Source organism: Undibacterium sp. Ji83W (assembly GCF_049340385.1).
Taxonomy (GTDB): Bacteria; Pseudomonadota; Gammaproteobacteria; order Burkholderiales; family Burkholderiaceae_D; genus Undibacterium.
Genome location: NZ_JBMPOZ010000022.1, coordinates 60,091 through 82,432, shown reverse-complemented (window position 1 = coordinate 82,432; position 22,342 = coordinate 60,091). Strand labels below are relative to the sequence as shown.

Annotated in this window: 17 protein-coding genes; 8 read left to right on the top strand and 9 right to left on the bottom strand. The window is 51.4% G+C overall.

Annotation, left to right across the window (positions count from 1 at the left end; all coding sequences use genetic code 11):
- The first annotated feature begins 152 nt into the window (after window positions 1-152).
- Complete coding sequence (locus ACO0LD_RS26235) at window positions 153-1,166, top strand: GlxA family transcriptional regulator (protein ID WP_423011501.1); 1,014 nt, start codon at window positions 153-155, stop codon at window positions 1,164-1,166.
- Window positions 1,167-1,208: 42 nt separating this feature from the next.
- On the opposite strand, the gene ACO0LD_RS26230 is transcribed toward ACO0LD_RS26235, so the two are convergent.
- The 3 genes from ACO0LD_RS26230 to ACO0LD_RS26220 all read right to left on the bottom strand — a co-directional run bounded on the left by ACO0LD_RS26230 (window position 1,209) and on the right by ACO0LD_RS26220 (window position 5,190).
- Complete coding sequence (locus ACO0LD_RS26230) at window positions 1,209-1,838, bottom strand: YitT family protein (RefSeq protein ID WP_423011499.1); 630 nt, start codon at window positions 1,836-1,838, stop codon at window positions 1,209-1,211.
- A gap of 210 nt (window positions 1,839-2,048) precedes the next feature.
- On the bottom strand, window positions 2,049-3,029 hold the full coding sequence (locus ACO0LD_RS26225) for a CDC27 family protein (protein WP_423011497.1): 981 nt from the start codon (window positions 3,027-3,029) through the stop codon (window positions 2,049-2,051).
- 97 nt (window positions 3,030-3,126) lie between these two features.
- Window positions 3,127-5,190 (bottom strand): site-specific recombinase, encoded by a 2,064-nt coding sequence (locus ACO0LD_RS26220; RefSeq protein WP_423011495.1) that lies wholly within the window; start codon window positions 5,188-5,190, stop codon window positions 3,127-3,129.
- 225 nt (window positions 5,191-5,415) lie between these two features.
- Here ACO0LD_RS26220 and ACO0LD_RS26215 point away from each other — a divergent pair, with 225 nt between their 5' ends.
- Both ACO0LD_RS26215 and ACO0LD_RS26210 read left to right on the top strand, forming a co-directional pair.
- Window positions 5,416-6,717: a hemolysin family protein gene (locus ACO0LD_RS26215; RefSeq protein WP_423011493.1), complete on the top strand. Its 1,302-nt coding sequence runs from the start codon at window positions 5,416-5,418 to the stop codon at window positions 6,715-6,717.
- 173 nt (window positions 6,718-6,890) lie between these two features.
- Window positions 6,891-10,514 (top strand): bifunctional diguanylate cyclase/phosphodiesterase, encoded by a 3,624-nt coding sequence (locus tag ACO0LD_RS26210; RefSeq protein ID WP_423011490.1) that lies wholly within the window; start codon window positions 6,891-6,893, stop codon window positions 10,512-10,514.
- A 33-nt stretch (window positions 10,515-10,547) separates the two neighbouring features.
- On the opposite strand, the gene ACO0LD_RS26205 is transcribed toward ACO0LD_RS26210, so the two are convergent.
- The 3 genes from ACO0LD_RS26205 to ACO0LD_RS26195 form a co-directional block, all read right to left on the bottom strand.
- On the bottom strand, window positions 10,548-11,657 hold the full coding sequence (locus tag ACO0LD_RS26205; RefSeq protein WP_423011488.1) for a 6-phosphofructokinase: 1,110 nt from the start codon (window positions 11,655-11,657) through the stop codon (window positions 10,548-10,550).
- 2 nt (window positions 11,658-11,659) lie between these two features.
- Window positions 11,660-12,598, bottom strand: a complete 939-nt coding sequence (locus tag ACO0LD_RS26200; RefSeq protein ID WP_423011486.1) for a DUF4214 domain-containing protein — start codon at window positions 12,596-12,598, stop codon at window positions 11,660-11,662.
- 132 nt (window positions 12,599-12,730) lie between these two features.
- Complete coding sequence (locus ACO0LD_RS26195) at window positions 12,731-13,603, bottom strand: MBL fold metallo-hydrolase (protein WP_423011484.1); 873 nt, start codon at window positions 13,601-13,603, stop codon at window positions 12,731-12,733.
- Between the two features lie 161 nt (window positions 13,604-13,764).
- Between ACO0LD_RS26195 and ACO0LD_RS26190 the strand changes: the two genes are divergently transcribed.
- Window positions 13,765-14,577, top strand: a complete 813-nt coding sequence (locus ACO0LD_RS26190) for a sulfite exporter TauE/SafE family protein (protein WP_423011482.1) — start codon at window positions 13,765-13,767, stop codon at window positions 14,575-14,577.
- A gap of 10 nt (window positions 14,578-14,587) precedes the next feature.
- On the opposite strand, the gene ACO0LD_RS26185 is transcribed toward ACO0LD_RS26190, so the two are convergent.
- The gene (locus ACO0LD_RS26185; RefSeq protein WP_423011480.1) at window positions 14,588-14,944 is read right to left on the bottom strand and encodes an ArsR/SmtB family transcription factor; all 357 of its coding nucleotides are present in this window, start codon (window positions 14,942-14,944) and stop codon (window positions 14,588-14,590) included.
- Window positions 14,945-15,154: 210 nt separating this feature from the next.
- On the opposite strand from ACO0LD_RS26185, the gene ACO0LD_RS26180 reads away from it, so the two are divergent.
- Genes ACO0LD_RS26180 through ACO0LD_RS26170 form a run of 3 tightly spaced genes read left to right on the top strand, consistent with a single transcriptional unit; the run spans window position 15,155 to window position 19,638 of the window.
- Window positions 15,155-16,213, top strand: coding sequence for an efflux RND transporter periplasmic adaptor subunit (locus ACO0LD_RS26180; protein WP_423011575.1), 1,059 nt, complete (start codon window positions 15,155-15,157; stop codon window positions 16,211-16,213).
- 9 nt (window positions 16,214-16,222) lie between these two features.
- Window positions 16,223-19,432, top strand: coding sequence for an efflux RND transporter permease subunit (locus tag ACO0LD_RS26175; RefSeq protein WP_423011478.1), 3,210 nt, complete (start codon window positions 16,223-16,225; stop codon window positions 19,430-19,432).
- A complete protein-coding gene (locus ACO0LD_RS26170; RefSeq protein ID WP_423011476.1) occupies window positions 19,429-19,638 on the top strand; it encodes a YgaP family membrane protein in 210 nt (69 codons plus the stop codon). The genes ACO0LD_RS26175 and ACO0LD_RS26170 overlap by 4 nt, the downstream gene beginning before the upstream one ends.
- Before the next feature lie 11 nt (window positions 19,639-19,649).
- On the opposite strand, the gene ACO0LD_RS26165 is transcribed toward ACO0LD_RS26170, so the two are convergent.
- Together ACO0LD_RS26165 and ACO0LD_RS26160 are read right to left on the bottom strand one after the other, a co-directional pair.
- Window positions 19,650-19,958 (bottom strand): hypothetical protein, encoded by a 309-nt coding sequence (locus ACO0LD_RS26165; RefSeq protein WP_423011474.1) that lies wholly within the window; start codon window positions 19,956-19,958, stop codon window positions 19,650-19,652.
- A gap of 138 nt (window positions 19,959-20,096) precedes the next feature.
- The gene (locus ACO0LD_RS26160; protein ID WP_423011472.1) at window positions 20,097-20,807 is read right to left on the bottom strand and encodes a queuosine precursor transporter; all 711 of its coding nucleotides are present in this window, start codon (window positions 20,805-20,807) and stop codon (window positions 20,097-20,099) included.
- Between the two features lie 194 nt (window positions 20,808-21,001).
- Between ACO0LD_RS26160 and ACO0LD_RS26155 the strand changes: the two genes are divergently transcribed.
- Entirely contained in the window at window positions 21,002-22,294 is a 1,293-nt protein-coding gene (locus ACO0LD_RS26155) for an HD-GYP domain-containing protein (protein ID WP_423011470.1), read from the top strand.
- The last annotated feature ends 48 nt before the right edge of the window (window positions 22,295-22,342 follow it).

Genomic DNA, 22,342 nt, shown 5'->3' with positions numbered 1-22,342 from the left:
CTTAGTTTGCTGATTGTGCTGTAAAGCTGCAGTAGTCCTGTAATCTTTTTACATGTCTGGCCGATTGTGCGCTAAGAATGGCTTAAAAAGACGGGCGACGTGGTTTGGATTATGATGCGTACTTTGCTGAAACCGGGCTGAGGATGAAATCGATGAAAACTGTTAAACCAGGCAAGCTCAGGCAAGCCGTGTCAGCACGCACGGTAGATATCGTGATTTACCCTGGCTTCAAGGCATTGGAAGCGATAGGCCCCATGTCGGTGTTTGAATATGCGAACATCCATTTACAGCGCCAGGGTAAGCCTGCCGCTTATGATGTGAAGATTGCGGCGGCACATCTGGGGCCAGTGCGCTCAGATACCCTGATGTGCCTTGAAGCCAGCAAGGTCATCAATACGCTGGCTTTGCCAGACGATGCCATCATCGTCGGTTCGCGGCATATACAGCAGGCGCTGGAAGACAATCAGGCCATCATTGATTGGGTGGCTGAAGTTGCACCGAGGATCAAACGTCTGGCGGCACTATGTTCAGGGGCTTTTTTCCTGGCCAGGACAGGTTTGCTGGATGGGAAACATGCGACAACGCACTGGAGCGTCGCCCAACAATTGCAAGATGACTTTGCTGCCGTACAAGTAGATGCCGATGCGATTTTTATCCGCAGTGGCAACCTGTGGACTTCTGCTGGCGTGACAGCCGGCATTGATCTGGCACTGGCCTTTGTGGAAGATGATTGTGGTCACGAACTGGCGCTGGAAGTTGCCAGCGACATGGTGGTGTATCTGAAGCGTCCGGGTGGACAGTCACAATTCAGCACGCATCTGATGAGCCAGAAAACTGCGCAAACCAATATTCGTGAATTGCAGCAATGGATATTATCCAACCTGCATCAGCGCCTGCCAGTATCGCAACTGGCCAAGATGGCAGGCATGAGCTTGCGCAATTTCACCCGTTTGTTCCAGCATGAAGTAGGTGTCAGCACAACAGAATTTATTGAGACAGCGCGCCTTGAGTTTGCCCGGCAATTGCTGGCAGACATGTCTGAACAAACCTTGCCTGTGAAGACGATCGCGGCACGCTGTGGTTTTGGCAGTGATGACCAGTTGCGCAGGGCATTTCAAAAACGCTTGCAGATGTCGCCGACACAATACCGTGCTGCGTTGGTCTGAACAAAATAAGCTTAACATCAATAAACTTAACATCGATCAGCTTCACATCGCCATATAACGGCCTGGCCTGTGATTCAGGCTGATTGCCAGGTTCAAGGCGAAAGCACCCAGCACAGACGCCAGCAAAGCCATCGGTGTTACCACGGCCAGCGAAGCCAGCACGATGATGAAATCCAGGCCCATTTGCAATTTGCCTGCGCGTATACCATGTTTTTCCTGCATATACAGGGCCAGGATATTGATGCCACCGAGGCTGGCCTGATGGCGAAATAAAACGATGAAACCGACCCCCATCATCAGGCCACCTGTCAGTGCAACATAGAAGGGTGTCAGTGCAGTTATTGCTGTCAGATGCAAGAGCTTGGGATGCAGGCTGGAAAACACTGATACCAGTGCTACCGCGCAAAAAGTTTTCAAGGTAAAGCGCCAGCCCATGCGTTTCCACGCCAGCCAGTAAAACGGCAGGTTGATCAAAAAGAACAAGGTACCAAATGACCAGCCGGTGGTGTAATGCAGCAAGAAGGCCAGACCAGCTGTGCCGCCTGTCAGCAAGCCTGCCTGATTGAACAAGGCCACTCCAAGAGAAACCAGTAAGCTGCCTGTGATGATGGCCAGCACATCTTCCAGCAGGCTATGCGGGATAAAGCGTTTCGATGCAGTCGCGGTTTTCATGACGGAGCAGGGAGGGGGAGTGAAACAGAATTTTACGCCGTCGCTCCTGAGTTCACATCAGGCAAATACCGGCATTCCTGCTTTCGTTGACCTGCGTCAAACCTGGATGATGAGTTTTGCAACACAACAACTGATAAAACAAATGGCTGATCAAATGTGATCAGCCATACATGTTTTCAACAAATCAGCGTGTCAGCCTGTGCAAGCCAATCAGGCTTTCAATGCCTTTAACTGCTCTTCCGCATCTGCCCGCAGTTTCTTGCTCAAGGCTGGTTTGAAGCTCAGTGCTTTTTCAAAATACGAGATTGCCTTGGGCTTTTCATTCACGGCTTGCAGGCATTGTGCCAGGCGGTAATAGATACCTGCATTGGTATCGAGAGTCTGGGCTTTTTCAAACCAGCTCAGCGCTTCTTTGTGTTTGCCCTGCTCCTGCAAGGAGCGGCCCATGCCAAATGCTCCCTGGTACTTGGCAGGAAAGCGTTGCTGCATGTCGGTAAAAATGCGCTCTGCATCATTGTATTTCTTTTGCTGTACATAGCTTGCACCTATGCTGTACAGGATACCGCGCTGCATGCTAATCAATGATTCTGTATTGCCGGGGATTGCGCTCAAGGCTGCTGTTTCTGCACTGGCAAATTTATCGTCTGCCAGGTCCATATTCGCTTGCAATAAATTACCCGCAGCACTATTCACCTTGGCAGTTTCTATGACCAGGTTTTGTGCCTTGCTTTTACCGCCACCGGCAATTGCTGGTGCCTGCAAATAATATTGCAGCAATGAACCGCGTGCGCTGTAATTTTTTGGGTCCAGCTCCACTGCCTTGATAAAGGCATCGCGTATTTTGCCAGCATACGACATGGCAGCCAGCATGCCGCCTGAGGTGGCTTTTGTACCCAAGACATTGCCGAGCATTTCATGGCATTCAGACAGTTGAGGATGGGCGCTGACACATTGCTCTGCGTACTTTGCTGCCTCATCGAGTTTGTCGAGCTTGCCTTCTGCCAGTATCAATTCTGCCTTGACCAGCAAGGCGTCGGCATTATTGGCATCCGTGCTTAACTTGGCATTCGCCGCTTTTTCTGCCTCAGCGTATTTCTTGGCCTTCATCAAGCCATCATATTCGTGGGCACTGACGGCCTGGACGGTGAGCAAGGTGAGGGCGCTGGCAAGCAGAGCAGGTATGAGTTTCATGAATTACCCCGGAAAAGAGTTGATCCAGTGTAAACGCTGCGCCAGGCATATGGTTGACTGACGCAGCAATGAAATCGATTAAAGTGAGAGACGAATCTCACTTTTTATTTTCCACTTCCTTTTCATTTTCATTTTCTTTTTCGCTTTCGCTTCCTGTTTCAGTTTCAGTTTCTATTTTGACTTCCTTGGCCGGGAAGAAATAATCGCGAGGATTTTCCTTGAAGCGCGTCCACAGCAAGACAGTCAGCAAACCGCCTTGTCCAAAACTGACACGGCGTGAACGCAATGCCACCAGCATCGCCAGGCTGAAGCTGACACCCAGGTTCACCATGCCTATCGCAATGATGCCAAACAAGGAATAAGCAGCCACTTGCCAGCTCATGACATTGTCAAGGCCGACCAGCGCAAAGGCAAAGTTGGCACTGGCAAAAGTGATGTGACGTATGTCTATCGGCAAGCCAAAGAAACTGCCCAATTGCCCTATCGTGCCGAGCATGATGCCGAAGAAAAAGTTACCCGCCAGTGCACCCAGATTATTACCTATGTAAGTAGTGACACGTAGCAGGCGCGCTTCACCCAGAAGACGCTTCAGCCAAGCCAGTTGACGCAAGCGCTCAGGTATATTTCCATAGCTGGCCTTGTTATCGTAATAGCCTGAGATCAGGCCAGACAAGAACAGGCAGACACCGGCGATGGCCGCATGTGGCAGCGCCAGGCTGCCAAAAGGGTCTATGTCATGCAGCAGATGCTGGGCTTTCTCTGGCGATACCAGATGCTTGCCCGTGATGGCAAGCCAGGCCCAGGCGATAGCATAGGCAGTAGGCATGGCCAGGCCTACATTGCCGATGATGGCAATGAATTGTGAGCGCAATACGCGTACGATGAGTTCAGCCAGTTCATCGAGTTTCTGTTTGCCGCCATCAATGGCCCGCGCCAATAGTGCTGCGGTCATCGCCGGTTGCTTGGTAGCGATAGTGAAATGCAATACATGCACCAGCATGAAGCCGCCAGAATAATTCAGGCTGTACAACACTGCGTAGCCAAACGGTGCCAGCGCCAGCGTGCCAAACAAAATCTTGATGAGCGCCATGAAGCCGACGATGAAGCCAGCACCCAGGGCAGAGCGCAACATCTCCAGCCACTCTGCGCGGTTATTCGTGACATAGTGTTCGCCACTTTTTCCGGCCCGTTCTGTCACTTGCAGTGACAAAAGCTCAGTATTGCTTTGCATCAGATTGCGCAGGCTATGGCTGTGGTTTTCTGCGATAGACAATTCCTTGAACAGGGTCGTGCCTATGGCTGCGGCATGGTCAGTGCTGCGGCTGTCGAGCATGTCCAGCAACTGGCGCAGTCGCGCTATGCTTTGCATCAATTGCAGCAGCAGGCGCGTCAGGCTGATCGATACGCCTTGCATGGCTGCAGTACGACGGATACGGTTGGCGATGTCTTCGCACTGCGTCAGCAAGACTTCGATATGTTTGCTGTCTTCCCGTTCATGCGATTTGTCTGCCAGCCATTTGGTATAGCAAATCACATAGTCATTGATGGCATCATTTTGACGCAAGAAAGGTGATTCGAATTTTTCTATGTCTGGATAGTTGCGCACCAGTTCGGCTTCCAGACCGATATTCGTAATACGGTAAGACAATACCTGCACGGCACTCAGGATTTCACATGTCAGTGCAGCATAGGTTGCACGTGGGGCGCGTGAGCGAAAACCTATGGCCTTGAGTAAGTCCATCCAGGACTGATCTGCTACTGCATTGATCCAGATATGATCCGTTTTTTTATAAAACAACTGGCCAAACACATCCTTGATATAGGTGTCATTCACCAGCGGCGGCAAAAATTTATTCATTAATCTTTGCCTGGCCGCTGACCAGAAACCAATATTCTGGGTAATACCGACGTCGGTGAACAAATGCACCAGCTTGCGCGTGGTCAATACCTGTACCAGATAGCAGCGCAAGGCATTGCGCCATGCCGGGTTACTTTGCAACACAAAGCACAGGGCGCGCAAATTATCGGTGGCCCGTGCGGTATCTTGTGGGCGGGGTGGGCGTATTTCTGCAATCAGGTCACGCAAGTACTGGATATCATTGAGTGCAGGATATTCGCCAAGGCGGACTTCAATTTCCGCTAAAACACTGTCTAAGCTCAAACCTTTCTCCTCAAAATGCCATGAACATAAGCTTTTAACGCAATTCACGGGTTTTGTCATGCAACTATCGAAAGTGGAGAGTTTTTCGTTAGCACACCTAAGGCTTTAAGAGGTGTGGCAAATTGCTGGTTTTTCAAGAGCAGCCTTATGCAAGCCATTGCATTTGCATGCAAAAAGAGGCAATTTAGTCTAAAGTGTCGGTGTGTTCATTAAAAAGGTTAAGCGTTGGATAATTTATTGTTGGTGCTGGCTGCCCTGTTACTGGTCTTGTTAAATGGCTTTTTCGTGGCGGCAGAATTCGGTCTGGTGAAGTTGCGTCAGACCAGGGTGCGCAGTATTGCGAAGACTTCAGGTTTGCGAGGCCGCCTCTTATTCACGGTGCATCAACACCTGGATACCTATTTATCCGCCTGTCAACTGGGCATTACCCTGGCGTCGCTGGGACTGGGCTGGATAGGTGAGCCCGCCTTTGCCCGCTTGTTGCATCCTGTATTTTCTGTGGTCGGGGTTGACTCTGAAGAATTGATACACGGCATCTCCTTCTTTTTTGCTTTCTTTGTTATTTCCTTCCTGCATATCGTCGTTGGCGAGCTTGCGCCCAAGTCCATGGCGATACGCATGCCAGAGCGCGTCTCATTATGGACAGCGCCAGCCCTGTATGCGTTTTACTGGAGCATGTATCCTGCCATCTGGGCATTGAACTTCAGTTCCAACAAGGTCTTGAAATGGATAGGTCTGAGCGCCGAACACGGTGGCGATGCTCATTATTCACCCGAAGAGCTCAAGCTCATCTTGCGCGGCAGCCATGGCGGCAAAAAAGAAACCCGCGATGAATGGAGCATCATGGCCCAGGTGCTGGACTTTGGTGGCCTTGAAATTTCTGACCTGATGCGTCCAATCAATGAAGTCGTGGCCATGTACAAAAGTTCTTCGCTGGAAGAAAACATGCAGACGGCAGCGCGTAACCGCTTCAGCCGTTATCCCTATTTTGATGAAGATGATGAAACCGTGCTCGGTATGCTGCATCTGAAAGATTTGTTCCTGGCACAGCAGGCAGGCAAGCCCCTGGATGACTTGAGCAAGCATTTACGCCAGGTTGAATTTGTACCGCCTACCATGCCGGCGCTGGAGTTGTTCCGCCGCTTCCGTAAAGGTGCGCCACATTTCGCCATCGTTGGTGTGCGCGGTAGCAAGCCTGTCGGCTTTTTGACGCTGGATAATTTGCTGAGTGCCCTGGTGGGCCAGATACGCGACGAGTTCCGTCAAAATGAAAACGACTGGACCTCGCTGGATGACGGTACACTGATAGGCAAGGGGAGCCTGCCTCTGTTTACACTGGGCAGTGCCCTGGGTTTTGATGTTGACAGTGATGAAGTCGAATCCATCGGTGGCCTGATCATGCACAAACTCGGTGATTTGCCGGTTGAAGGGCAAAAAATTGAATTCGAACGCTTTGATGCAGTAGTCAAGAAAATGAATGGTCCACGTATCATCCTGGTCAGGATACATCCCAAAGCCGAGACATAAGCAACACAATCAGCCACAGGCAAGCAAACTAAGGCAAAGTAAGGCAAAGTAAGGCAAAGTAAGGCTTGCTTCAGGAGAAACTTGTTTTAGAATAATTGCTTCCCTCAGGTCAGCACGTATGTTGCTAATTTTTTGCTGACTTTTGTTGCCCGGTTCTTGAAAGCGCTGACGCAATGGCTACTCATAACAACTTATCCATCTATTCGCGCAGCTTTTGGCTGACGCTGGTGGTATTTGCTGTGTTTACTCTGGTTTTTGGCTGGTATGTGTATTCAGAAAAAACCGTAGACCGCTTGAACGACTTGCGTTTTGAATCCCATGCCCTGTCCCTGGAGTTGGAGCAAAGCTCAGAAGACCTGACACGCATGGTGCGCAGCTATGTGGTGACTGGCAACCCCGACTATAAACGCTATTACCAGCACATCCTGGATGTACGCAATGGCAAGGCTGCCCGGCCTGCGCTGGGTAAAAATTTGTTCTGGGATCTGGTCCCAGCCAGTCAGGCCAAGTCAATAGAGCAGGCCGGGCAGGTGGGTCTGCGTATTCCCTTGATGGATCTCATACGCAAAACCGGCATCAGCGAGGAAGAATTCAAGCTGTTGGAAATGGCCAAGCATAATTCTGACGCTCTCACAGCGATAGAGTACAAGGCTATGGATATGATAGAACATCCAGGTGCCGATGTGCAGGTGACCACTGAGCAGGCCAGCAAGCTACTGTATGACGAACAATACAGATTGGCCAAACTGGCGATCTTGCGCCCTATTGCAGAAGCCAGTGATTTGATGGAAAAGCGCGGGTTGGCCCTGGTCGAGGATGCCGCCCAGTTTGCCTTGCAGGTACGCATGCTGTTTATTTTTGTCGGCATCCTGCTGGTTGGTTTGCTGTGGCGCGCCTATCGCTCCCTCAACATGAGCCTGGGTGGTTCCATACACGAAGTGTCTGCCAGCCTGATTAATCTGGGCAAGGGTAATTTCACCGCGCCTGTTATCGTCAAACCCGGCATGGAAGAAAGCATCATGGGCTGGCTGGCCATCACCCAGGCCAGGTTGGCCGAGATAGATGCAGCACGCAACCAGGCAGCGCAAAAAAATGAGAGTCTGAGCCGCTTGTACAATGCCCTGAACCAATGCAATCAATCGATCTTGCGCCTGGAAAACAAGGCTGATTTATTGCCACGCATCTGTGAAAATGCAGTAATCGTAGGTGGCCTGAAAATGGCATGGATAGGTCTGGTGCCTGAAGGTACACAGATGCTTAAGTCTGTGGCGTCTTTTGGTGCCGGGGCCGGCTATCTTGATGACTTGCAGCTCTCAGTCCACCCAGACCAGGTGGAAACACATGGCCCCAGCGCGCTGGCCTATCTGCAAAACCAGGCTTACTGGTGCCAGGATTTTTTACATGATGAATTGACCGTAGCCTGGCATGAACGCGGCGCTGCACAGGGTTGGCGTGCTTCCGCGGCGCTCCCTTTACAAAAAAATGGCAAAGTGGTCGGTACCTTCAATTTATATGCCGAAAATGAAAATGCCTTTGACGAAGCAGTGCAAGGCTTGTTGATGGAATTTGCCACTGATATCAGCCATGTCCTGAATCGTTTCGAGCTTGAAGACGAACGCCTGCATGCCTTGCAGATGGAAGAATTGCGCAGCTATATGCTGGAGAGGATTACTGCCAATACCACACAAAAAGAATTGTTTCATGATGTGGTCCTGAAGGTCGAATCCTTATTGTCAGATTGCCTGTGTTCCATTATGTTGCTCGACAAGGATGGCATGCATCTGCGTACCGGTGCGGCCCCCAGCTTGCCCGTGGCCTTTACTCAGGCCATAGAAGGTGAACCGATTGGTGTTGGTGTAGGTTCTTGTGGTAATGCCTTGTTCACTGGTGAACGTACTATTGTTACTGATCTTTCTACCCATGCTTACTGGCGCGACTACTGGAAGCTGGCAGAACAGTTTGAGCTGCGTTCATGCTGGTCAGAACCCATACGCTCAACCGAGCGCAAGGTCATAGGTGCATTCGCGATTTATCATCGCCAGCCGTCAGTGCCAGATACGTTTTCCCTGAATCTGCTGGAGATGGCCGCCAACCTGATCGCCATCGGCATGGAGCGCAAACAATCTGAAGAAAGCTTGCACAAACTCTCGCAGGCAGTTGAGCAAAGCTCGAATGCCATCGTGATTACTGATATGGCAGTCAATATAGAATATGCCAATGCGGCTTACCTGAAGAATGCCGGTAAAGAACTCAAAGAAGTCGTAGGCCGCAAACCCAGCATCATGCGTTCGCGCAGGACATCACCAGAAGTATATGCCGACATGTGGCAACAACTGGGGCGTGGTGAAAACTGGAAGGGGGAGTTGATCAATCGCTATGCCGATGGCCTGGATCATACTGATCTTGCGCATATCTCACCCATCCGAAATAGCGAAGGGGTAGTAACGCATTTCCTGTCGATACAGGAAGATATCAGCGATAAAAAACGCACCGAAGAACGCATCAAATATCTGGCGCATTATGATGCCTTGACCGGTCTGCCCAACCGCACCTTGCTGGATGAACTGGCGCGTTATGCCCTGAGCCTGGCGGAACGTAATCAGGATGCACTGGCCGTTATCTTTTTTGATCTTGATCATTTCAAGGACATCAATGACACTCTGGGCCATAGCCTGGGTGATGTCTTGCTGGTGGAGTTGGCCAAGCGACTGGTGGCCGCCATGCGCGAGAACGATACGATCTCGCGCCTGGGTGGCGATGAATTTATTTTGCTATTAACCGGCGTTGATGAACACAAGGTTGAGCAAGTCGTGCAGAAACTCATGCAAGTCGTGAACACGCCTTTCCATCTGGGTGAATATGATTTGAATGTGACGGCTTCCATGGGCATAGCAATCTACCCCAATGATGGCAAGGATCTGGAGATGCTGTCGCGCAATGCTGATGCTGCCATGTACAGGGCCAAACGCGAAGGCAGAAATTCTTATCGCTTTTTCACCCAGGAAATGCAGGAGCGTTCTACCCGCCATCTGGAGTTGGTGAATGCCTTGCGCCAGGCGCTGGAGAAGCAGCAATTCCAGTTGCATTTCCAGCCGCAACTCTCCATGCAAACTGGGCATGTGCAGGGGGCTGAAGCACTGTTGCGCTGGCACCATCCGGTGCTGGGTCATGTATCCCCTGCAGAATTCATCCCCGTGGCAGAAGACAGTGGTTTGATTTTACCCATAGGTGAATGGGTCTTGCGCTCGGCAGTAAAACAATGGAAGCAATGGCAGGCCAGCGACTTGCCAGATTTACTGATTGCGGTAAACCTGTCAGCAGTCCAGTTCCGTCATCATGATTTGCCTGCACTGGTGACACGCATATTGCAAGAGGCTGACATGCCGCCGGCGTGCCTGGAGCTGGAGTTGACTGAAGGCGTGGCCATGCATGATCCGCAAGGGGCAATAGCTGTCATGAATAATCTGCATGAGCGCGGCATACGCATGTCTATCGATGATTTTGGTACGGGTTATTCTTCACTCAGTTACCTGAAAAAATTCAAGGTCTACAAATTAAAAATAGACCAGAGCTTTGTACGGGATATTACCAGCGACCCGGAAGACCGCGCCATCGTCAGCGCCGTCATCAGCATGGCCAAGAGCCTGGGTTTGTTGACAATAGCCGAAGGTGTGGAAACAGCAGAGCAACTGGAGTTTTTGCGGCAACAGAAATGTGATGAAGTACAGGGCTATTATTATTCACGGCCTTTGCCTGCAAATGAGTTTGCAGATTTTTACAGGAATAGTCTGAAATAATTTTGAGTCGGTTTTGAGTTGAATTTCACCGCATCAATCGCCAAAACAAATTCCTATATCCCTGCCTGTTTGCAGCGTATCGCTATCCATGGGAACGGCTTTCATGCGGCCTGCCACTTCTTCCAAAGCCACATAGTTCACATTTGGAAAAGCCAGCGCCACCATGATGCCGGAATGACCTTCGTCAAGCGCCCGTACGGCTGCCGCACCAAAACGCATGGCGGATAAACGGTCAAAGGCAGTCGGACTACCGCCACGCAATAAATGTCCCAGCACGACAGCGCGTGCTTCCTTGCCTGTCAGGGTTTGCAAGTCATGAGCCAGTCGTTCTCCTATGCCGCCCAGTCTTTCCTCTTGTCCTGCTGCTGCACCCTCTTGCACCATATGCAGGCCATTGACTGGCAGTGCCCCTTCGGCTGCCAGCACGATGGAATAGTTGCGGCCATTGGTGTCACGATTGCGTATCATCGCCGCAATTTTCTCTACGTCGTACGGTATCTCTGGTATGACTATCGCATGTGCATTGGCTGCGATGCCCGAGTGCAGGGCGATCCAGCCTGCATACCTTCCCATGACTTCCACCACCATGATGCGCTGATGGCTTTCTGCCGTGCTGTGCAGGCGGTCCACACATTCCGTGGCAAATGAGACAGCAGTGTCGAAACCAAAGGTGGTGAAGGTCTTGTCGAGGTCATTGTCTATGGTCTTGGGCACGCCCACCACGCGCAAGCCTTGCAGGTGCAGGGCATTGGCTATGGTCAGCGTGCCGTCGCCACCTATGCAGATCAGGGCGTCGATATCCATTTGCTTCAGGTGACGGTGAATGTCGGCGCTACGGTCTATTTCCTGTACGCTGCCGTCAGGCATGGTAGTGGCAAAGCGCAGCGGATTGCCATGATTAGTGGTGCCCAGTATGGTGCCGCCCAGATGTCCTATGCCGCGTACCTGGTCCACCGTCAGGCGCGCTACCCCATTGTGCGGGTAACGCTCAGGCAGCAGGATACCGTTGAAACCTTCGCGTATGCCATAGCATTCCCAGCCGCGCAGTTCGGCGGCCAGCACCACGGAACGTATGACCGCATTCAGCCCGGGGGCGTCGCCGCCGCCGGTGCTGATGGCAATGCGCTTGATTTTATCTGCCATGATCAACCGTAAGGAATGAACTCTATGCCGTGGGATATCTGACCGATAACTTGTGCGAAATTTTCGGCACTCTCGCTGAAGCTGGCCAGTATATCGGGACGTGTCATACCATCCTTGATGCGACCATTCCAGTAATCGAAGCCTGCCTGATCCGGATTGCGGTGCAAGACATTATTGTACAAGGCAGTCATGAAAGCATTGTCGGTAATATTATCGCCATATAGTTTTTTGAATTCTACAGAATTGACAAAGCCTGCAGCGGCATGATTGAGAGTTTCTGCGCCGCTGTCGAGTTGCCCTATCCAGTAACCCAAACCCGCCTTGTCAGGTATGCGATTGAATGCTGCCTGATACAGGCGATATGCCTGTCCCGCATTGCCATCAATGTCGATCGCCAATGTTTTGTCGGTGAATTGCAGACGCTCAATATTGGTAAAAGTATCGGTGAGTCCGTTCACTGCAGTACCTGGTGCCACGATGGTAGTGACCATACCATTTTTTGTCAGATTGACGCTGAAGTAGCTTGACGCAATATTCATCAATACGGTGTCTGTCCCGGCACCCCCGTCATAAGTATCTGAGCCAGAACCAAGGGCAAACAGATCATTCACAGCCGAACCCGTCCAGTTATCGTTGCCTGATACCATGTTGATTAGTACCTGATCCAGTTTGTTCCAGTCATCAGAAGATGACAGCAGGTAGTTCAGATTGCTGATGCTGAACTGTTCCAGGCCAAGTCCATTCTTCACGGTGATGGAAGTAATGGTGCCTGCCGTTGGCAGGCTCACTCCTGTCGTGTAACTCAGTCCTGTACCCGTCCAGCTGGCTTGCATCTGATTGGTAATGAAAAAGCCCGATGTCAAAGTTTGTGCGCTGGATGTAATATTCGCATTTTGGGCGCTAAAGAACAGACCCTTGCCGTTGATTCTGATGTTCGCCATGAATTTCCTTAAAAGTGGATGCGGAGCTCAAGTTGAAATGCCGGGGTAGAAAAGATGTTCTCAAGTGCAAAAGTTTAGCATTTTTCTTGTTGTGGAGTTGATAAGTATTTGCTTATCTGGAGTAGCTGCTTTTTAAAGACTGTTCAATGGTATTTTTAAATAGCGTATGCCGTTGTTTTCAGCATTGGGCAAGGCCCCTGCGCGGATGTTGACCTGTATTGCCGGTATCAACAGATAAGGCATTTCCAGCCCGCTGTCACGCTTCTGGCGCAAGGCAACAAATTCAGCTTCACCGACACCATCACGCACATGAATATTGTCTGCTTTTTGTTTCGCCACGCTGGTATGTGTGCAGACTTCGCGTCCCGCAGGCGGGTAGTCGTGGCACAGAAATAGTCGCGTATCAGGCGGGAAGGACAAGAGCTTCTGTATCGAGTGGTATAACTGAGTTGCATCCCCACCAGGAAAGTCGCAACGCGCAGTACCAACATCAGGCATGAACAAGGTGTCGCCTACAAAAATACTGTCACCAATGACATACGCCATGTCCGCTGGCGTATGACCAGGAACGTTGATAGCCTTGGCCTGCAATTGACCAATGGAGAATTCCTCCTGATCCACGAACAGTACATCAAACTGTTTACCATTCACCGGAAAGTCTGACCCCAGATTAAACAGGACCTTGAATACTTTTTGCACCGCGCTGATATTCTTGCTTATGGCAATTTTGCCCCCGGCCTTTTTCTTGAGGTACTGTGCTCCTGATAAGTGATCCGCATGGGCATGAGTTTCCAGCAGCCATTGCAATGTCAAGTTATTGGTCGCAAGAAATTCCAATACCTGATCGGCAGATTTGTTGGTGGTATGCCCTGATTTGGGTTCGTAATTCAGCACCGGATCAATTACCGCAGCATGACCGCCAGGCGCATCAAAGACGATATGGGTGGCGGTACAGGTTTGCGTATCGAATAAGCTGTGTACGTGTGGATTGGTGTCTGGATTCATGATGAGCTCGCGCATCGCGATGAAATGAGTTTTTGAATAATAACAAAAATGTTGCTGATTTTGACATCCGAAATGCGAGCGCCACATTAAGCCTAGTTTCACACTCGACGTGAAGGCTAGCCAGGAATACACTAGCGCATATTTTTATCCAAACTCTCGATATGTTCCTCTCCGCAGCAGAACTTGTGGTCGCGCTCATCGGTGCTTTGGTCGGTCTCATCATGGGCCTGACCGGGGCTGGCGGTGGCATACTGGCAGTGCCTGCACTGGTGTATACCCAGGGCTTCAGCATGCAGCAAGCCATGCCCATGGCCTTGCTGGCCGTCAGCAGTGCCGCCATGATAGGCGCGATAGAAGGCCTGGTACGCAAGCTGGTACGTTACCGTGCCGCCATCCTGATGGCGGTGGCGGGTAGCCTGCCGACCCTGCTGGGCGTGCAAGTTGCGCAGCGCATGTCGCAGCAATGGCTGATGCTGGTGTTTGCCATGATACTGGGCGTGGTGGCTGTGAGGCTGATTATGCAATTGCGTTCGCCTGACTGTCATGATGACAAGCGTGCTGCCATGGCGCGTATCAATAGCAGTACAGGTCGCTTTGAATGGTCTTTCAAAACCGGGGCAGTGATCGCTGGCATAGGCGCGGTTTCTGGCTTCATGACAGGTTTGTTGGGCGTGGGCGGTGGCTTCGTCATCGTCCCCATGCTCAGGCATTACACCAATGCCAGCATGCATGTGGCAGTAGCGACTTCGCTGCTGGTGGTCAGCATTGTTGGCTCGATGGGCGTGGGATCAGCCTTGCTGAGTGGTGCCCATTTACCCGTCTTGCTGTCCGCCGTGTTTGTGGTGACTACGGTAGGCGGTATGTTGCTGGCCAGGCGCATAGCCCTGCAGTTGCCTGCGCAAAAAGTGCAAATGATCTTTGTGGCGGTGCTGCTATGTGTGGCTGCCAGTCTTGTTTACCGCGCCATTGCCTAGCTCACACGATTTAGTTCAGGCTGCGGCTGCCATTCGTCATATTCGTGCCATTCAAGATGGCAGCTTGTGATTCCAGTTGGCGTGCCACGTTGCCACACACCAGATCGCACAGGGCATAAATCGATTCATCCGCAATATGGTAATACACCGAAGTACCACGACCTTCGCGTGCCACCAGGCCGTGCTTGGCCAGGGTAGACAGATGGCGTGAGACATTTGCCTGCGAGCATGCGCAACGCTCGGCCAGCTCGCCAACATTATGTTCTTTTTCGCGCAGGCAATTCAGGATACGCAAGCGCGTAGGCTCAGCCAGCGCCGAAAAATAATGGGCAATCTGTATCAATGCCTGATCAGATAATCCGTCCATAACAGTCAATGTAGTAGTGGGAATGTTTCTATCATACCCCTAGTCACGATGATTGCACATGCTTAATTTACTATTTGCGTAATTGCGCAAATAAGAATATTATATTTTTGCAGCGCATGTAAAGAACACCTGCAAAAAGCATCTGCGAAAAACCTGCTATCCGTGCCACCAGCATCCATTCATTAATCCAGAACCCTTGATTACTCCGTGATGAAGCAAGTGCTTACTTTATTGATTATTCTGTTTGCAGTGCCAAGTGCAACTGTCACTGCGTCTGCCGCAGAGCTGGAGGTGGCTACGGTCAGGTCCAGCAATGCAGCCAGCCAGATTACAACAGATGGCGTGGTCGAAGCTGTCAGGCAAACGACTATCGCTGCCCAGGTATCCGGCGCGATCACAAATTTACCAGTCAAGGCTGGTGACAGCATGAAGACCGGGCAAATACTGGTACGCATCGATGGCCGTGCCGCCAGCCAGCAGGCACATGCCAGCAGGGCGCAGGTGGACGCAGCGCGAGCGGCTTTGCAGGTGGCAAGCAAGGATTTTGAACGGCAAAAGCAGCTGCTTGCGCGTCTATACATCAGTCAGGCGCAACTCGACAGAGCCGAAGCACAATTCAAATCAGCCACCGCTGATGCGAATGCACAAATAGCCCAGGCAGGTGCAGTGCAGACGCAAGCAGGGTTTTATACATTGACTGCACCGTATGTGGGTCGCATTGCCGATGTCTATATCAGCCAGGGCGACATGGTCACGCCGGGCAAGGCCCTGATGACGGTATATGATCCTGCCGCCCTGCGCGTGACGACAACATTACCGGAAATCCAGCTAGCCAGCCTTGCGCAAGGCCAGAGCATTACAGTAGAGATACCAGCGCTGCCAGCCGCGCAAGGTATCATCAAACTCAATAAATTCACCATCTTGCCCGTGGCAGATGCCAGCACGCATACCGTGCAACTGCGTCTGGATTTGCCAGCGGTGCATGGGCTGGCACCCGGCATGTTCGTGCGTCTGCAATTACCAGTACAGGCCGCACAAACTGGACAAGCCGTGAGCAAGGATGATGCTGCACGCCTGTATGTACCTGCCAGAGCAGTATTGCGCCGTGCAGAGTTGCATGCTGTGTATGTCGTCAATTCGCAAGGCAGGCCCATGCTCAGGCAGATCAAGCCTGGCCCCGTCATCGGTAGCGAGCAAGAAGTGCTGGCTGGTGTTGCCGCAGGTGAAAAGGTGGCACTCAACCCCCTGGCAGCAGCGCAGTCACGCTGAGGATAGGCCATGGCAAAACAATTGGGATATTCTGGCCGCATAGCCAAGTTTTTTCAGACTGCACAAATCACGCCCCTGCTGGCGCTGGTGGCATTTTTACTTGGCGTATTTGCCATCATCGTCACGCCGCGTGAAGAAGAGCCGCAAATCAATGTGACGATGGCGAATGTGTTGATACCTTTTCCCGGCGCATCGGTGAAACAGGTGGAGCAGCAAGTCGCAATACCAGCGGAACAGGTGCTGGGGCATATCGCCAATGTCGAACATGTAATCTCGGTATCGCGACCAGGCATGGCGATCATGACGGTGCAATTTGAAGTTGGCGTGCCGCGCACTGAGGCACTCGTGCGTTTGTATGATGTGGTCCACAGTAATCGCGACTGGTTGCCCGCAAAATTGGGTGTGCAGGAAGCCATCGTCAAACCCAAAGGCATCGATGACGTACCCATCGTCGCCCTGACTTTGTGGAGCAAGAATCCACAGACCGCAGCGTATGATCTGGAGCGTGTTGCCCAAAGCATGGAAGCTGAACTCAAGCGTGTAAAAGGCACGCGTGAAGTAAGCACAACAGGTGGCCCCGGTCGCGCCATCAACATAGAACTGGATCCAGCCAGGTTGGCGGCAAATGGCTTGACAGTGGCGGATCTGCAAAACAGCCTGCAAGCCGTCAACCTGGGTTTGCCTGTCGGTGAATTGACGTATGCGAATCAAAGCGTCGCTATCGATGCAGGGCCATTTTTGCATGATGCACAAGCCGTGTCTGAAGTGGTGGTCGGCGTCAAGGCAGGCAAGCCCATTTACATGGGCGATGTGGCAAAAGTGGTGGATGGTGGATTGCCAGTGAGCTCTTATGTCTGGCATGGTCAGGCAGGTAAAGACGCTGCCGAATATCCAGCTGTTACCATCGCCGTCAGCAAGCAAGCTGGCCAGAACGCGGTTGCTGTTGCTGATGCCATTAAACAGCGCGTGGCAGAACTGCACAATACTGTGATACCAGAAGGCATGGAAGTCAGCATGACGCGCAATTATGGCCAGACTGCTGACGACAAGGCCAAAAAACTCATACAGAAATTATTGTTTGCTACTGCCTCCGTGGTGGCCCTGGTGTTTATTGCACTGGGGCGGCGCGAAGCAGCAATTGTCGGCACGGCAGTGATTTTGACCTTGACGGTAACCCTGTTTGCCTCCTGGGCCTGGGGCTTTACCCTGAACCGGGTATCCCTGTTTGCCCTGATTTTTTCCATAGGCATACTGGTGGATGATGCGATCGTCGTGGTTGAAAACATACACAGGCATCAGGCGCTGTTTCCCGCCAAATCGCTGACAGAAATCATACCCTCCGCAGTAGATGAAGTCGGCGGCCCCACCATACTGGCGACGCTGACCGTGATTGCAGCGTTGCTGCCCATGGCCTTTGTCAGCGGCCTCATGGGGCCGTATATGAGCCCCATCCCCATCAATGCCAGCATGGGTATGTTGCTGTCACTGGCGATCGCTTTCATCGTCACACCCTGGCTGGCGCGTATCTGGTTGAAGTATGGTAACAATACGTATGAGAGTAAATTGCAGGAAAAAATTGGCAGTATTTTTATGCGCGTATTTCGTCCCTTCCTCGATGAGCGCAAGGGGCGATGGAATGGCTGGACGCTGGCGCTGGCAATTTTCGCTCTGATCGCCATGTCCATTATCTTGCCGGTACTCGGCTGGGTACAATTGAAGATGCTGCCCTTTGATAATAAATCAGAATTCCAAGTCATCGTTGATATGCCTGCCGGTACGCCAGTAGAAAAAACAGCTGCAGTCTTGCGCGAGCTTGGTACTTACTTGTCCAAAGTGCCAGAAGTGGCTGACTATCAGGTGTATGCAGGGACAGCAGCGCCCATTAATTTCAATGGCCTGGTGCGTCAGTATTATTTGCGTTCTGGTGGTGATGTCGGCGACCTGCAAGTCAATCTGGTGGACAAGCAGCATCGCAGCGAACAAAGCCATGCCATCGCCAGCCGCTTGCGTCCTGCACTCCAGGAAATTGGTCAACGATTTTCTGCCAATGTCAAAGTAGTGGAGGTACCTCCCGGTCCACCAGTGCAGGCTGCCATCGTTGCAGAAATTTATGGCCCCACAGATGAAGGCCGTCAGCAAGTCGCTCGCGCTGTGCGTGCCGTATTCAACAAGACTGCGGGCGTGGTGGATGTCGATGACAGCGGCATCATCAATGCGCCGCGCAAGGTTTTGCTGATAGACCAGCGCAAGGCTGCAGCACTGGGCATCAACCAGGCCACCATAGTCACAACCCTGCGCGCTGGTTTGCATGGCGATGCAGCCAGCTATCTGCATGACGAAAGCAAATATGCGACCGCTATACAATTGCAATTGCCAGTCACTGAGCAAGGTAATCTGGATAGCCTGTTAAGCCTGAGTGTCAGGTCGGCGCAAGGGAGGCTGGTGCCGGTGCGTGAGCTGGTGAGTATCTCAGATACTCTGCGTGAACAACCGCTGTTTCACAAGGATGGCCTGGCAGTCAATTACGTCATTGCTGACATGGCAGGGGCCATAGACAGCCCGCTGTATGGCATGTTCGCCATGCGCAAAGATATTGCAAAAATCATTGCACCTGATGGTGGCAAGCTCAATGAATTTTTTATCCACGCGCCATCTGACCCGTATCGTGGATTCAGCCTGAAATGGGATGGCGAATGGACGATCACTTATGAAACCTTCCGCGACATGGGCGCTGCTTATGCAGTTGGTTTGATATTGATTTACTTGCTGGTAGTGGCGCAATTTGGCTCTTACCTGACGCCGCTGATCATCATGGCGCCAATACCTTTAACCATCATCGGTGTCATGCCGGGTCATGCACTGCTGGGCGCGCAATACACCGCGACCAGCATGATAGGCATGATCGCCCTGGCAGGCATCATCGTCAGGAATTCCATCTTGCTGGTGGACTTTATCCATGTGCAGGTAGCCGCTGGCATGGTGTTCAAGGATGCGATAGTCAGCTCTGCCATCACACGTGCGCAACCTATTGCGCTCACCGGTTTTGCTGCCATGCTGGGTGCCTTCTTCATCCTTGATGACCCCATCTTCAATGGCCTGGCGATCTCGCTGATTTTTGGCATCCTGGTGTCTACCTTACTGACACTGATAGTGATACCGCTGCTGTATTACCACGCTTATAAAAACCACCCTGAATACCAACAAGGAGCTTCATCATGACCAGCTGGCAAATCGTGCGCATCGTTGCAGGTTGCTTTATTCTTTTGAGCCTGGCGCTGGGCATACCCGGCAGCCCGCTGTTCGTGCATCAGTGGTGGCTGGGTTTCACGGTTTTTGTCGGCATTAATTTGTTGCAGAGTGGCGTCAGCAAGTGGTGCTTGATGGAGAGTATTCTACGCAAGCTAGGCGTGAGTCCCGGCAACTGAAAAGCCCGCACTTAACCCTTGATAGAAAAATGAATGCGTGAATTTGGCGCAGCCAGTTTATCGCTCAGACGTCGCCCCGGGTCTTTGCGTCTGCCTTGCAATTTGCGGGTATTGAGCAAAATGGCTTGCTGTTTTTCGCGGCGGTCGGCACTCCGCCGGTTTTCGGCTTGACGGCGTTCTACCTCTGGCCAGGTGGCTTCTTCAACGGTAGATTTGCCATCTTGTGCTTGCCCGTGTGCAACAGGGCGGCGGTATTGGCTGGTGGCATGCGGCATTTCTGCGGCTTGCTCAAAGAGTCGGAATACTTTTAATGGAAACATAACATAAGTGCTCAAAATAAGGCTGTTCGCACTTAGAACGGTCAAATTGCCTAAAACTTTAGCAAGTCTGCATTTTCAGGCCAGTTGCAGACGCGCCCAAGCTCCAGGAAAATTTCCCCGATGAAATGTTGATCCTGCTTATACTTTTAATTGGAAAGGGGTGAAATTGGTATCTTTGTCATAGTAGTCTTCATTCTCTTTGCGCTTCAAAAAGGCGACGACTTTATACGTTACCGGCGTCATGACGACTTCCCAACTGGTCTTCAAAATATATTGCGCGACCATGACTGTTATCAGTTGGCTGTCTGACCAGATACCGTAAAAAGCGATCACATAAAACAGGCTGGAATCAACGAATTCGCCGCAAATGGTCGAACCTATGGTGCGCATCCATAGATGCCTGCCTTCCATCGCCACCTTCATCTTGGCCAGCACATAGCTATTTACAAAGCTGCCACACCAGAATGCGGTAACTGAACCCAGGATGATTCTTGGAGTATTGCCGAACACTGCATTCAGGTGAGTCTGGTACTCGGTGTTAAAAGGGTCCGCAGCTGGTGTCAGGGCCAGTACGACTACTGACATGATGGCGGCAAACAGGACCGCGCCAAAGCCAGCCCAGATCACACGGCGGTCACGTCCATAGCCATACACTTCAGTCAGTACATCGCCAAAAATATAAGAAATAGGGAAAAACAGCACACCAGCACCAAAAGTCACTGTTCCCAATATCGGCAGCGTGACTTGTGCCGCCTTGGCCGCGCCGATGAGATTCGAGCACAACAACACAGTAACAAATGCTGCCATAACAAAATCGTAATATTTATAACTGGCAAGTGGGCGTGTCATCAGATTTATCCTGGAGTGTGTTGCTGTATGTTGGTATGTTGTTATGCCAGCAGGCAAGGCCTTAGGCTTCAGGCATATTCTGGCACCCGGCTCAAACTTGTCAACCTTGACCCATGTTTTTGTTGGAAAATAGACCAATACAGCATTTTGCTACAATGAGCTTAGTTCAGTTCAATCCGCTTTAAAGTGTTTACATGTGCGCAACCCCAATTACCGTTGATGTTCCAGTTGAGCAATTATGCATAGGCTTATATGTGCATCTGGATATTTCATGGCTGGAACATTCTTTTGCCCTTAATAGTTTCAAGATCAAGAGCCAGCAAGAGATCAATGCGATAAAACAATTGGGCTTGAAAACCATCAGGGTCAATCCGTCCAAATCCGATAATCGTCCCTTGCCGCCACAAGCAAAAACTGCAGAGACAGTGGAGCCAGAAGCAGCCATCGTGCACAGCCCGGAAGAACTGGCCCTGATCGCTGAAAAAAAAGCGCGCATAGATCGTTTGATCAAGGAGCGCAATGCCATCGCCCAATGCGAGAAGCAATTGCTGAAGGCTGCCAATACCCTCAAAAATATCACCAAGAATCTATTTTCGCGCCCGCAGGAATCTGTGCGTGAAGCTGAACAACTGGTGCAGCAAATGCTGGATTCCTTGCTGATCGATAAAGACATCGCCATTCATCTCATGAACGACAAGATAGTCGGCGAAGAAGCCTATTATCATTCTCTGAATGTGGCCGTGCTGACCATGATGCTGGCAAAAGAATTATCCTTTCCGGCGGACGACATCAAGCAATTGGGCATGGGCTGTATGTTCCACGACATAGGTAAAGTCGAGATCCCTGACCGTATCGTCAACAAGGCCTTTGCCCTGACCAAGGCCGAGCAAAATCTCTTGCAGATGCACAGCCACTATGGTCAGCAGATTGCCGAGAAGCTGAACCTGCCCAAGGGCGTGACCGAGATCATCGCGCAACACCATGAGCTGGCTGACGGCAGCGGTTACCCGCAACAACTCAAAGCCGAACGTATTTCGCCGCTGGCGCGCATAGTCGCCATCACCAATGCCTACGATAATCTGTGCAACAAACCCAACCCTGCTGATTCACTCAGTCCGTATGAAGCCATGTCTTATATGTTTGCCCACCAGCGCAAGCAATTCGATGCAACGGCACTGAACATCTTCATACGCTGCATGGGCGTCTATCCGCCAGGTACCATCGTCAAACTCAGTGACGGTACTTTTGGCATGGTGGTGGGCGTCAATTCAGGCAAACCCTTGCGCCCCAGCGTATTGATCTATGACCCCAGCGTACCCAAGTCCGAAGCCATCATCCTGGACCTGATACACGAACCCATACTAGACATCACTGCCAGCCTCAAGCCCGGCCAGCTGTCGCCAGAAGTGTATGAATACCTGAGCCCGCGCAAGCGCATGACTTATTTCTTTGATACGCAAAAAGCAGAGAATCAGCGCAAGCCATAGTAGAATAATTAGCATTCATAAATGCCAATTATTTTACTATTCCGTTAG